The sequence below is a fragment of the Exiguobacterium sp. s145 genome, from assembly GCF_018618835.1.
GTDB lineage: Bacteria > Bacillota > Bacilli > Exiguobacteriales > Exiguobacteriaceae > Exiguobacterium_A > Exiguobacterium_A artemiae.
On record NZ_JACSMV010000001.1, the window covers coordinates 40,883 to 53,138 of the forward strand.

10 protein-coding genes and 1 pseudogene are annotated in these 12,256 nt (G+C 47.1%); 10 read left to right on the top strand and 1 reads right to left on the bottom strand.

The features are described from left to right. The first annotated feature begins 13 nt into the window (after positions 1-13). The 10 genes and pseudogenes from KNQ07_RS00200 (at position 14) to KNQ07_RS00245 (ending at position 10,631) form a co-directional block, all read left to right on the top strand. Positions 14-2,191, top strand: coding sequence for a C40 family peptidase (locus KNQ07_RS00200; protein WP_214763371.1), 2,178 nt, complete (start codon positions 14-16; stop codon positions 2,189-2,191). 22 nt (positions 2,192-2,213) lie between these two features. Next, on the top strand, positions 2,214-2,552 hold the full coding sequence (locus KNQ07_RS00205) for a DUF2577 family protein (RefSeq protein ID WP_214763373.1): 339 nt from the start codon (positions 2,214-2,216) through the stop codon (positions 2,550-2,552). 373 nt (positions 2,553-2,925) lie between these two features. Beyond that, positions 2,926-3,093: pseudogene (locus tag KNQ07_RS00210) on the top strand (type I glyceraldehyde-3-phosphate dehydrogenase); the annotation flags it as partial. Between the two features lie 258 nt (positions 3,094-3,351). Further along, complete coding sequence (speD, locus tag KNQ07_RS00215) at positions 3,352-3,738, top strand: adenosylmethionine decarboxylase (protein ID WP_012371067.1); 387 nt, start codon at positions 3,352-3,354, stop codon at positions 3,736-3,738. Between the two features lie 106 nt (positions 3,739-3,844). Further along, positions 3,845-4,213, top strand: coding sequence for a hypothetical protein (locus tag KNQ07_RS00220; protein ID WP_214763375.1), 369 nt, complete (start codon positions 3,845-3,847; stop codon positions 4,211-4,213). Between the two features lie 13 nt (positions 4,214-4,226). Beyond that, positions 4,227-4,709, top strand: a complete 483-nt coding sequence (gene nrdR / locus KNQ07_RS00225) for a transcriptional regulator NrdR (RefSeq protein WP_114595266.1) — start codon at positions 4,227-4,229, stop codon at positions 4,707-4,709. Between the two features lie 67 nt (positions 4,710-4,776). Then, the gene (locus KNQ07_RS00230) at positions 4,777-6,132 is read left to right on the top strand and encodes a replication initiation and membrane attachment family protein (protein WP_012371064.1); all 1,356 of its coding nucleotides are present in this window, start codon (positions 4,777-4,779) and stop codon (positions 6,130-6,132) included. A 12-nt stretch (positions 6,133-6,144) separates the two neighbouring features. Beyond that, positions 6,145-7,062: a primosomal protein DnaI gene (dnaI, locus tag KNQ07_RS00235; protein WP_012371063.1), complete on the top strand. Its 918-nt coding sequence runs from the start codon at positions 6,145-6,147 to the stop codon at positions 7,060-7,062. A 321-nt stretch (positions 7,063-7,383) separates the two neighbouring features. Further along, positions 7,384-9,324 (top strand): threonine--tRNA ligase, encoded by a 1,941-nt coding sequence (thrS, locus tag KNQ07_RS00240; protein WP_012371062.1) that lies wholly within the window; start codon positions 7,384-7,386, stop codon positions 9,322-9,324. Between the two features lie 110 nt (positions 9,325-9,434). Next, on the top strand, positions 9,435-10,631 hold the full coding sequence (locus KNQ07_RS00245; RefSeq protein ID WP_012371061.1) for a glycoside hydrolase family protein: 1,197 nt from the start codon (positions 9,435-9,437) through the stop codon (positions 10,629-10,631). A 45-nt stretch (positions 10,632-10,676) separates the two neighbouring features. Here the strand turns inward: KNQ07_RS00245 and KNQ07_RS00250 are convergent, their stop codons facing one another. Next, positions 10,677-12,146: a catalase gene (locus KNQ07_RS00250; protein ID WP_214763377.1), complete on the bottom strand. Its 1,470-nt coding sequence runs from the start codon at positions 12,144-12,146 to the stop codon at positions 10,677-10,679. Positions 12,147-12,256 lie beyond the last annotated feature (110 nt).

Consider the following 12,256-nt stretch of genomic DNA (forward strand, 5'->3'; position numbering starts at 1 on the left):
CGGGAGGCAGCACATGGCAAAAGTAACATATCAATACACTACGGACACGATCGACCTATCGCGCACCCCTGCGGTCAAACTTCGCTATTACGACGGTAAATACGTCACAGACTTCACTTCGATGTCTACTGGCTTCCAGTGGAGCGGCAATAAGAACGATGCATTCCGCTGTCTTGCGATTAGCCTGATCATGGGCGCAGATGTCAACAATCGAGACTTCCTACCGGCAGTAGGGCGACAGATTCGTTTGTATTCCGGTAGCGTCGAACTATTTCGAGGCGTAGTCGTTGAGGTTGAACAGGGTGGCGACGGGAAGGCGACAGTTAGCGTCTATGACGAGTTATGGTACGCGACGAAGAATACGGTCGATTTCGTAGTGGCCGGCGGCATGACCGCAAGTCAGGCGATTAAAGTGCTATGTAAGAAATACGGTTTGGCTTACGGATCTATCGCGGATACGAAGTACAAGTTCGGTCGAAAACGATTCTTCAAGAAGACGATAGCGGAAATATTCGACACACTCATTTGGGAGACTTATCAGGTCACCGGGCGCAAATACATGCTTGAGGTACGCGGGGGTAAGATCGTGCTTGCGCAAGTTATTCCACAGAACGTGAGATTTCGAGTGGAGCGCGGTACCAATCTAAAAGGAATTACCGCAACCACGTCAATCGACGGAATGGCGACGCAGGTTTATGTCACGGGTGGCGCTGACGAGGAGCGAGGACTGAAAGTAATTCGAAAAGATGCTTCCGGAATCAAACGCTACGGTATCCTTCAGCACGCAGAACATCGCAGTAACGTACGTAAGTCCGGGGATTTGTTAAAGTTCGCAGACAAGATGCTTGCGCGACGTAATAAGCCAGTTCGAACGATTTCTGTACAGGCGATCGGATATTTCGGCGTAAAATGCGGTGATGTCGTATACATCAAAGACCGCACGACTGGCGTGAACGACCGCTACTGGGTAACGGCTGATACGCATACCGTCGATGGTAACGGCAAGCATACGATGGACTTGTCGCTCGCCAAAACGTGGGCCTTAACAGTTTCCAACTATGAACCGCCAAGCGAACCTTCGAGCAATACTGGCACACCAACCGGAAGCGACGCAGCCATCGGAACTAAGGCTCCTTACAAGTACCTGACCCAGTTCGTGCGCAAATACGAGACCTCGAACGCAGGCAGTACTTCGATTTACAACGATACTAAATACGGTGGTATGTCCTATGGCTACTACCAAATGGCAACTCGTGCAGGGACACCACAAGATTTTGTCAAATGGTTGGCCAACCGCGATGACGAGATTTATGAGCGGTTAAACGTCAAAATCGGTTCTGTATCGCAGGTGAATGGTGCATTCGCTAAAGAGTGGTTTGCGGTCGCTCAGCGATACAAGACGCGATTCACGGATCTCGAACATGCTTACGCCAAGCAAAAATACTACGATAAGGCCCGTGATGGTATCCGTAAGAGAATCGGCATCGACGTCAACAAGCGAAGCTGGGCGTTGCAGGCTGCGCTACTATCGACAGCGATTCAATTCGGAAACGGTTCGTCGACTAGCGTGAAGGGCGCCATTCCGATCTTCAGCACGATGTATAAAAAGGGAATTTCGGACGAGGCGTGGCTTCGCGCTATTTACGCAGACAAGACCCGGCGATTCCCGGTTACAAAGACACGTTTCGCCAACGAATTAGCGGACGCACTCGCCATGCTGAACAAGCAGCAAGCGTCCATCGAGCGCACAAAGCCGGCACCAAAACCGAGTAGCGCTTCAAAGACCGCAGTTCGCGAGAAAATCGTCAAAATTGCGCGGAGCAAGAAAGGCAAGCTGACGTATAACCTTGCCGGCGGTAACCCGTTATTAAGCGGAAGCAACGTCGGAGATTGCAGCGACTTCGTCCAGTACGTCTTTAAACAGGCGGGAATTAGCGGAAGAGTGCCGAACTATACGCCGGTGATTTGGAGCAAGTATAAGCGGATCGAGCGGAGCGCGGCGCGGCCAGGCGACTTAGTACTATTTACTGGTACTATTCCGGGCCGTGCGAAAGGACAACCGTCACACGTAGGTATCGTGTCCGGCGACGGGAATATGGTCAACCTGCAATCCTACGGCTGCAAAGAAGAGAAATATGGCTCCGGGTACTGGGGCAACTACCTGCTCGGTTTCGTTCGAGTATTAGACTAAAAATTAACAGGAGGAATGGCGAATGCAAAACAGCAACGAAAGCACTCAAAATCTCGGCGCGGATCTGCGTCGGGTCGTCAAAAAATACGGAGAGAATAAAGAGGTCGCGCTAATTTACGGCACGGTAATCGGCGTGAAACCAATCGAGATTTTAGTAGACGGAACGACGGATGCACTACAAGCCGCAGACTTAACGGTTTCGCTCAGTCTTACGAACCAAAGCGTCCAGGCGACATTTAACGGTACTACGAGTACGCTGATTGTTGAGAACGCTTTGAAGCGCGGGGAACGTGTTGCGATGTTATCGGATACGGCGCATGACCGCATCTACGTAGTCGAGCGGGCAACGGACGGGCAGTAACGCAAAAAGACGAAAGCTGGCGCGGGATTGCGTCAACTTTCGTCTTTACTTAATTATTTCACGTCATGTATTCGCTAAATTACGAAATAAAGCGTTTGCCTGCGTGGTGTTGCGCTATCTTTAACGGTCGCTAAACACTGTTATTTAATTATAATGAAGAAAAGCGGGTGTTATCGTAATGAATCGAGTAATATTAACATAACAACGTCGCAATTATTGTCAGAAATAGATAAAATATCGAATGCCTGCGTTGGTGAATCGTGTTATACTTGAAAAAAATCAATTCACTGCAAAACGACGCAACTTAGCGTTCAACTTATACAACTTAATCTTCTTACGCTTGGTGCGCCAGTCGCCGTTGGTTATCGTAAAGATTAGCGATGGCCTATCGACGATGGTCATGGGAGGACGGCAAGTCAAAGTCCTCGCCTGGTACGATAACGAGTGGGGCTACTCCTGCCGTGTCGTCGATCTTGTTCATCTCGTCGGAGCACACATTGAAGCGACTGGAAACGAAGCGAAACAACTGGAGTTAAAATAAAATAATGTTAAAGAAACGCTCTACATCAACGTGTAGAGCGTTTTCTTCGAGAAAATATAATAAAATTCGAAATTTATCCTTGTGTATCTTTTTGATACTCGCTATAATTCAAATCGTGAACTTCAATCGGTCTGGCAATCGCAGCTTAAAGGGTTAGGACCTCTCTGGACTAACTTTCCCCCGTGGGTGCGAACGACTCAGGCGCAAAGTAAGTGATCAACTACTTTGAAGACCATTGAATGTAGGGGGGATCCACAAATGGATACTATGGGAAGACACATTATTGCAGAACTTTGGGATTGTAATCCTGAAAAATTGAACGACATGGAATACGTAGAACGACTTTTTGTTGATGCAGCACTTCAAGCAGGTGCGGAAGTACGCGAAGTCGCATTCCACAAGTTTGCTCCACACGGCGTCAGCGGCGTCGTCATTATTTCTGAATCGCACTTAACGATTCACAGTTTCCCAGAGCATGGTTATGCATCGGTTGATGTATTTACATGTGGCGATCGAATCGATCCAGCCATCGCAGCGCATTATATCGCTGACGGACTCGATGCGAAAATCCGTGAAAATGTCGAAATTCCACGTGGTATGGGACCTGTTGAAGTTCCAGCTGCTACGGTTCAGCACGTTAACTGACAAAAACACGAATGAACAAGCTCTCGTCTTATGGCGAGGGCTTTTTAATATGTCTGACGTCTGTTATTCTTAATAGTAGAAGAAAACAGAAAAAGGTGATGACGGAATGGGACTGAAAGAACGATTACAAAAGCAAATGGAAACGTCGGATACACATAAAAATGAAAAGTTACGGACCCATTACTATGCAGCAACGGTAGAGATGCTGTTTACGGGATTAGAGGCGACGGTCACGAAACAGCAGGGAACGGTCAAACGTATCGATCAGGGGCGCGGAGAACTGGCCTTTACAGCACCCGGATTAGACGGTCTTGCGACGGTCATCATGGTCGGATCCGGTCGCACGGCGGTGGATCTGTTCCTGCACCGGTCCGGTCTGCTCGGTCCGGACTTAGAAAAATGGATTGAATTGATTTATCAGGATCTTGATTCGACCTACCGTTTAAAAATGATCGGCACTAAAGAAATTACGTGAATGGAGGTACGACATGCGTTGTCCAGCCTGCAACTATAACGGGACAAAAGTATTAGATTCGAGACCCGTGCAAGATTTTGGTTCGATTCGCAGACGTCGGGAATGTGAATCATGCGGCTACCGGTTTACGACATTTGAGATGGTCGAACAAACCCCGCTCATCATCGTCAAAAAAGATGGGACCCGTGATGAATTCAATCGGGACAAAATCTTGCGCGGATTAGTCCGGGCATGTGAAAAACGCCCGATTTCCATCGAACAATTGGAAACAGTCGTCAGCCGGGTCGAAAAAACATTGCGGGCGACGGCGCAACATGAAATTCCGAGCGAACAGGTCGGACGGCTCGTGCTGAATGAACTGGCGTCTGTCGATGAAGTGGCATATGTCCGGTTCGCCAGTGTCTACAAACAATTTAAAGACATCAATGTCTTTTTCCAAGAATTATCCGAATTGATGGAACGTCATCAAGACACCGAACGGGAAAATCAAACCTAATGAAGGAGAGGTCGTCTGACTGTTCAGAGCGCCCTCTCTTTTTCTCACGAAAGAAGGGATGAAGCAAATGATGGAACGTGAATTGTCAGGGACCGATCTCTGCTTGATCATGAGTAATGGTGTCGTCGACCGGGAAGCGTATCAATCGCTTTATTATCTGTATCAACCAATCATCGGTGTAAAGGCCCTTGGGCTGTATCAAACGTTTTGGAGTGAGATGATTCCGGGGAAGACGAAATCACAATACATCTCGCATGCAGAACTCGGAACGCTGCTCGGATTTTCAGTCGATGAATTTAAAGAAGAACTGTTTAAGCTCGAAGGAATCGGTTTGATTCGGACGTTTGAAGCAAAACAGGCCGCTTACCGCTATGTCTATCAAATCCGTGTACCGTTAGCACCGAATACATTTTTAAATGACGGGGTGTTGTCGAGCTTACTCTTCTACCGCGTCGGGGAGATTCGTTTCCGGGCTTTACAGAATCGGTTCCGGACCGACCCGTTACCGAAAAACGTCGTCGACCGGACCGTCCGGTTTGATCAAGTATTTGACGTCAAGGCGGGACTCGCCTCCGCCCATCAGCCGAAATCATATGCGAAACAAGAACGGGCAGCTTATGAATTTGATTATTCGTTTGACCTTGAAGAAATGAAACGTCAAACCGATCGATTCTTGCCGCGGAGCTTTTATACGAAATCGATTGATCATCTGCTGTTGAAACTCGCTTACGTCACACAATCAAATGAAGCACTCATGGCAGAACTCCTGAACGCCCGTTTCCGTCATGAAGCCTATCTGCCGATGACAGACAGTGAAAAGCAGGAACGATGTAAACAGATGATGTTATCGGCGAAGCAAAAGCTCAGTCGGGAAAAGAAAGCCAAAGTTGCGGTTCTCGAAGAGGTGGAAGTCGGGGAACTCAGTGAAACCGAGACGATGGAAGGAACCCATCCGAAGCATTACGTCGCGAAGTTAAGAAAAGTTAAAGCGTTGTCGGAACGTGATGAAGAGTTGATTCAGCAATTGATTATCGACTATGAAATGTCGTCCGGAATCGTCAACGCCGCTTATTATTATGCGTTGGTCATTAAAAAGGATAACCGTTTCAGTAAAAACTTCCTGTTGTCGATCGTCGATGACTGGAAACAAAAAGGATACGTAACGGCAGCCGAAGCGTTGGCCAAAACGAAAGAGCAAGACGAACTGATTTCAAAAAAACAGGATCAAAAACAGGAACGTTCGCGGCAGACCGTCGGAGGACGAAGAGGCCGTTCCAATGCGACCGGACCAAATCCGAAATGGTTGCAGGAAGAAAAAGAAAAACAGCAGCAATATGAAGCGACAAAAAAAGCTGATTTTGAAGCTGAGGTGCCGGATGATGAAGAAATGGAACGGATTCTGCGGGAACTCAAAGGCAAATAAAGGAGTAGTGAGATGGAACATATCCAATCATCGATTGAAAAGATTTTAAACCGGCCGGACGTGGCAGAATCAGTTCGGGCCATTCATCAGCGTGTCTTGTCACACCCGGGAGTCATCATGTTTTTGCGGACACATCCTGAAATCGATCAACGGATGATTGAACGCGGCATGCTGAAACTAAACGAGTATGCGGAACAGATGAACGGAAATCAAATCATTGAAAAGAAAGCCGTCATCGAAGGTTATCAGCCTGTCCTGCACTTAGAAAAAGGCCAGATCATGGTCGCTTATGAAAAAACCCAAGCGTTACGGGACCGTGAGAACGAGCGGGCTCTCGAAAAGAAATTTAAAAGTCTCTTCTTACCGGATGAAGTCCGGGATGCGAACTTCAGTGACTTTGATTTAACGACGACGGACCGAAAGCTCGCTTTACGTGCCGCTTCACAGTTTTTAAATACAGTCCGTTCCAAACAACAAGTCAAAGGATTGTACCTGCACGGCAGTTTTGGTGTCGGGAAAACGTATCTGCTCGCAGCGATCGGTAATGCGTTGAAAAAGGAACGGGTTGCGACGATTTTGGTTCACGCACCCGGTTTCGTCTCGGAAGCGAAGCGGCGGATCCGGTCGGATAGTTTCGATACGTTTTTGGAAAGTTTTCAGACCGTCCCGGTTTTGTTGATTGACGACATCGGAGCAGAGTCGATCAGTCCATGGGTCCGTGACGAATTATTCGGCATCATCCTGCAGTACCGGATGATGCATCGTTTGCCGACCCTGTTCAGTTCCAACCTGTCGTACGACGAACTGGAGCTGCATTTCGGGATTACGAATGACCAGGGAGACAAACTGAAAGCCATGCGTCTGATGGAGCGGATCCGGACGACGACGAATCCGGTTGAGTTTTTAGGCGAAAACCGACGCCGGTATTAATTTCTCTTGTCAAAGAAGTTCGACTTTGGCTATACTAAGGACACAATCTGTATAGATGTCAGCTACGATTGAGGATATGAAAAATGAACAGGGACCAAACAAGCGAGAGAAGGATGGTGAAAGCTTCTCATGGAATCCGTCATTTCTTTACTCCCTCATAGCTCAGGCGGGGATAATCCGCTTGCGCGTCACGCCCGTTAGCGCGTGTTCGAGCCGGTGCATGGAAACATGTTCGGGAACGAGGGTGGTACCACGAGATTGAGACTCGTCCCTTTTTGAGGGATGGGTCTTTTTTATTTTAATTTATAGGGGGAAGCAGTCATGTCAAACATTGCTCTTACATTTCCAGATGGTGCAGTAAAAGAATTTACAGCCGGAACGACAGCTGAAGAAGTCGCCGCTTCAATCAGCCCGGGATTACGGAAAAAAGCGTTTGCCGCAAAATTAAACGGTCAAGTCATCGATTATCGTCGTCCAATTGAGGAAGACGGTTCAATTGAACTCGTCATGCCGGATTCGGAAGAAGGACTGGATTTAATCCGTCACTCATCTGCCCACTTGATGGCACAAGCGATTAAACGTCTGTACCCGGACGAGACGATTCATCTCGGAATCGGACCGACGATCGAAAACGGGTTTTACTACGACATTGATATGGAGCGTCGTCTGACAGAGGAAGACCTGCCGGAAATCGAAAAGATGATGAATAAGATTGCCGGTGAAAACTTACCGATCGAACGGGAAGTCGTTTCACGCGATGAAGCATTAGCTGTTTATCAGGAATTAAACGATCCGCTCAAAATCGAATTGATTGAATCGATTCCTGCCGATCAGGATTTAACGTTCTACCGTCAAGGCGAGTTCTTCGACTTATGCCGCGGACCGCACGTACCGGCGACAGCGAAACTCCAAGTCTTTAAACTGATGAGCATCGCCGGTGCTTACTGGCGCGGTGATTCAAAAAACAAGATGTTGCAACGGATTTACGGAACAGCATGGGCAAACAAAGATCAGTTAAAACAACACCTGCACTTCTTGGCGGAAGCCAAAGAGCGCGATCACCGGAAACTCGGGAAAGAACTCGACTTGTTCTTCACATCCCAAGATGTCGGACAAGGTCTGCCGATGTGGTTACCAAAAGGAGCGGCCATCCGCCGGACGGTCGAGCGTTATATCGTCGATAAAGAACTTGAACTCGGATACGAGCACGTCTATACGCCGGTTCTTGGTTCTGTTGAACTGTACAAAACATCAGGACACTGGGATCACTATCAAGATGATATGTTCCCGAAAATGGAAATGGACAATGAAGAGTTGGTTCTCCGTCCGATGAACTGTCCGCACCATATGATGATTTATAAAAATGAACCGCGGTCGTACCGTGACTTACCGCTCCGCGTCGCAGAACTCGGTGGTATGCACCGGTATGAGATGTCGGGTGCGTTAACAGGTCTTCAGCGTGTCCGTTACATGGTCTTAAACGACGGTCATACGTTTGTTCGTCCGGATCAGATGAAGGAAGAATTTAAAGCCATCGTTCACTTGATTCAAGAAGTGTATGCCGACTTTGGTATCACGGACTATAAATTCCGTCTTTCGTATCGTGATCCGGCGGATAAAGAAAAATACTTCGACAACGATGCGATTTGGGAAATGGCGCAACGTGAGTTGAAAGAGACAATGGATGAGCTCGAGCTGCCGTACTTTGAAGCGGAAGGCGAAGCTGCATTCTACGGACCAAAGCTTGACGTACAAGTCCGCACAGCGCTTGGTAAAGATGAAACGCTGTCGACCGTTCAACTCGACTTCCTCTTGCCTGAACGCTTTGAGCTGACATACAAAGGAAACGACGGACAAGATCACCGTCCTGTCGTCTTGCACCGTGGTGTCGTCTCGACAATGGAACGATTTGTCGCTTACTTGATCGAAGAGTACAAAGGAGCGTTCCCGACGTGGCTCGCACCGGTTCAAGTCAAGTTGATTCCGGTTTCAAGCGTACATGAAGACTACGCACGTGAAATCAAAACGATGCTTTTGAAAAAAGGAATTCGTGTCGAAACGGACTTCCGTGATGAAAAACTCGGTTACCGGATCCGTGAAGCACAAGTCAATAAAGTACCGGTCATGTTGGTCCTCGGCGACAAAGAAATTGAAGCGCGCGAAGTCAATATCCGCCGTTACGGTTCAAAAGATTCAAGTAACGCATCACTCGAACAGTTCGTCAGCGATTTGGAACAAGAAATCGCGAACCGTTCAAAATAAGCATGTCTTACCAGTAAAAAGAGGATGGCTGACAGCCATCCTCTTTTTGTGTCTTCTACAGATTTTGTATGGAAGTACCGATAATAGGAACAGAGAAGGGAGACGAAAGAATGAAAACAAGAATGATGCTTGCAGTATGTCTGATTGTTGCTTTTCTGCTCCTGCCTGATACGGAACATGCAGTCAGTATGAAAAGTTACCGGATTACGCCGCAGACAGAACCGATCGATCCTGTACTTCGCGCTTACTCCACATATAATGCCCAAACTAGAAATCATTACACACTCCGGTCATATCTTGAAAAAATTGAAGCGGAAGGCGGAGGAACATTGGTCTTGTCGAAAGGGATGTATCAATCTCCGTTACGTGTCGGCGTTCCTTCCAATACAACCATCATTTTAGAGGATGGCGTCATCATCAAAAAGACGAATGAGACCGGCACACCAAAACTTCAAGCGACGACGAGTATCTTTGATTTGGTACCGCCATCCGTTTTACGATTGAATAAAACAGTCGGGACATACAGCGGGTCCAAAAATATTAAAATCATCGGGCAGGGAAATGCTCAAATCGATTTAAATTATTTTCCGCGTGGTTCGGCTTTCGCCATCGCACATAATGAAAATCTGTATCTTGGAGGAATTACGATTCGTCATCAGCAAGGATCACATGCGATTGAACTGGATGCGACCAAAACAGCTCTCATTGAAAACATGCATTTTGTCGATGCCAAGATGATTGCCGGGACAGGACCAAATGAATCGATTAACCTTGATACGCCGGATCCGGTCACAAAGGGATTCCAGTGGAAATGGTCAGCCCAAGACCGGACACCAAACCATGATATTACGATTCGAAACAATGACTTCACTAATATCAATGTCGCAATCGGAACACATCAATACTCTCAAGATCGTCCGCATACGGCTGTGCGCATTTTGAATAATGTAATTGACGGGACAAAAGACTATGCGATTTCAATGATGAACTGGAACCAACCCGTCATTCAATACAATACGATTCGAAACGTACATCGGGCAGACGGGAAAGCGATTGCTATTTTAGGACGTGGAGTAGTCGGTGGGAGCATTAAACATAATCGACTGGAAAAGGTCGACCGGGCAATTCAATTCCAGCCTCACGTCAACTATGGATTCAAGCCGCTCTACAATCGATTCACAGATAAAGAAAAACTGAGCTTCCGTCAGAATGAAGTAAATCAAGCAACGGTAAATCAAGTCGTATTGTTTTCCAAGCTAGGTGTCTACTCGGCGGAAACATCAGAACGTTTTAATTTTATTCCTTAAAAAAAGCCTATTCCTTTGCGGAATAGACTTTTTTTATAGAAAAGATTATTTTTGCATCTGTTGCAAGAACGGTTGGATATCGACTTGTAACGCTTCTGATAATTTCTTGCCGAGCGATTCGTCCGCACGGTAGAAGTTACAGATGGCAAGCAAGACAGTGTTTTCATGGCGGACTTGTTTTAAGTCATCCACTAAATTGTTCAGGAGTGCCGTTTGTTCTTCTTCTGTCATACGACGGTACACTTCACCGGCTTGACCGAAGTTATTTGTTTTTTCGATTTCAAGACGACCGTGAATGTCATCATACAACGGCTGGTTTTCTTCCGTGTATTCCGGCGTTTGTTTCGGCTCGTCCTGGTAACGGTTTGGTTCGTAGTTGACCGGGCTTGTTTGTTGTCCGACCGGCATTGCACCGTCACGTTGATAGTTGTTGACCTGAGCGAACGGGCAGTTAATCGGCAACTGTTGATAGTTCGTTCCGATACGGTAACGCTGTGTATCGGAATACGAGAAGAGACGCCCTTGGAGCAATTTATCTTCTGACGGCAACATGCCTGGGATCAGTACACCCGGGTTAAAGCCGACCGATTCCGTTTCAGCAAAGTAGTTGTCGACGTTTTTGTTTAATACCATCGTTCCGACGTGTTGGAACGGGATGACATCTTCAAACCAATCTTTTGTTGCATCGAGTGGATCGAAGTCGAAGTTGTCGACATCAGCCGGATCAAGAACTTGGACGAACAGATCCCACTCCGGGAATTCTCCGTCTTCAATCGCCTGATACGTGTCGTTTGATGCATGGTTAAAGTCTTTTCCTTGAATCTCTGTCGCTTCATCTGCTGACAGGTTATGAACACCGACTTTTGGCACCCAACGTAACTTGACATAAACCGTATTGCCGTGAGCGTTCACCCATTTAAAAGCATGGACGGACGAACCGCGCATTTTACGGTAGCTTGCCGGAATTCCCTCATCCGTAAAGAGGTGCATCAACATATTTGTCGATTCCGGGCGTAATGTCATGAAGTCCCAGTAGCGGTCAGGGTCTTGAATATTCGTGCGTGGATCCGGTTTCAGCGAGTGGACCATATCCGGGAACTTCATCGAATCGCGAATAAAGAAGACCGGTAAGTTGTTTCCGACGAAATCCCAGTTTCCTTCTTCTGTATAGAACTTAACCGAGAAGCCACGTGGATCACGTAACGTTTCAGGAGAATGTGTACCGTGAATAACGGTTGAGAAACGGGCGAATACAGGAACCTCGGTCCCTTCGTTTTGAAGGAATGCCGCTTTTGTATATTTCTTCATCGAATTTTTTACCGTGAAGACGCCGTGTGCACCAAAACCGCGGGCGTGTACAACACGCTCAGGAACACGTTCCCGGTCGAAATGGGCCATTTTCTCAATCAGTTGATAGTCTTCAAGCAGTGTTGGACCGCGACGACCAGCCGTACGCGAATTCTGATTGTCACCAATCGGGACACCCTGGTTTGTGGTTAATCGTTTTTTACTCATTAATAACTCCCCCTTATGTATAAGATTACATTGATTATAAAACAATAATTATTCTAAATAAAGAATAATGCTCTGCAAATTCTGAAAACTTGTTTTGACTTTTTTTATTT

Excerpts from the sequence above, each read along its gene's own strand:
- KNQ07_RS00200 (WP_214763371.1), top strand. The coding sequence starts at position 14 with ATGGCAAAAGTAACATATCAATACACTACGGACACGATCGACCTATCG.
- KNQ07_RS00205 (WP_214763373.1), top strand. The coding sequence starts at position 2,214 with ATGCAAAACAGCAACGAAAGCACTCAAAATCTCGGCGCGGATCTGCGT.
- speD (WP_012371067.1), top strand. The coding sequence starts at position 3,352 with ATGGATACTATGGGAAGACACATTATTGCAGAACTTTGGGATTGTAAT.
- KNQ07_RS00220 (WP_214763375.1), top strand. The coding sequence starts at position 3,845 with ATGGGACTGAAAGAACGATTACAAAAGCAAATGGAAACGTCGGATACA.
- nrdR (WP_114595266.1), top strand. The coding sequence starts at position 4,227 with ATGCGTTGTCCAGCCTGCAACTATAACGGGACAAAAGTATTAGATTCG.
- KNQ07_RS00230 (WP_012371064.1), top strand. The coding sequence starts at position 4,777 with ATGATGGAACGTGAATTGTCAGGGACCGATCTCTGCTTGATCATGAGT.
- dnaI (WP_012371063.1), top strand. The coding sequence starts at position 6,145 with ATGGAACATATCCAATCATCGATTGAAAAGATTTTAAACCGGCCGGAC.
- thrS (WP_012371062.1), top strand. The coding sequence starts at position 7,384 with ATGTCAAACATTGCTCTTACATTTCCAGATGGTGCAGTAAAAGAATTT.
- KNQ07_RS00245 (WP_012371061.1), top strand. The coding sequence starts at position 9,435 with ATGAAAACAAGAATGATGCTTGCAGTATGTCTGATTGTTGCTTTTCTG.
- KNQ07_RS00250 (WP_214763377.1), bottom strand. The coding sequence starts at position 12,146 with ATGAGTAAAAAACGATTAACCACAAACCAGGGTGTCCCGATTGGTGAC.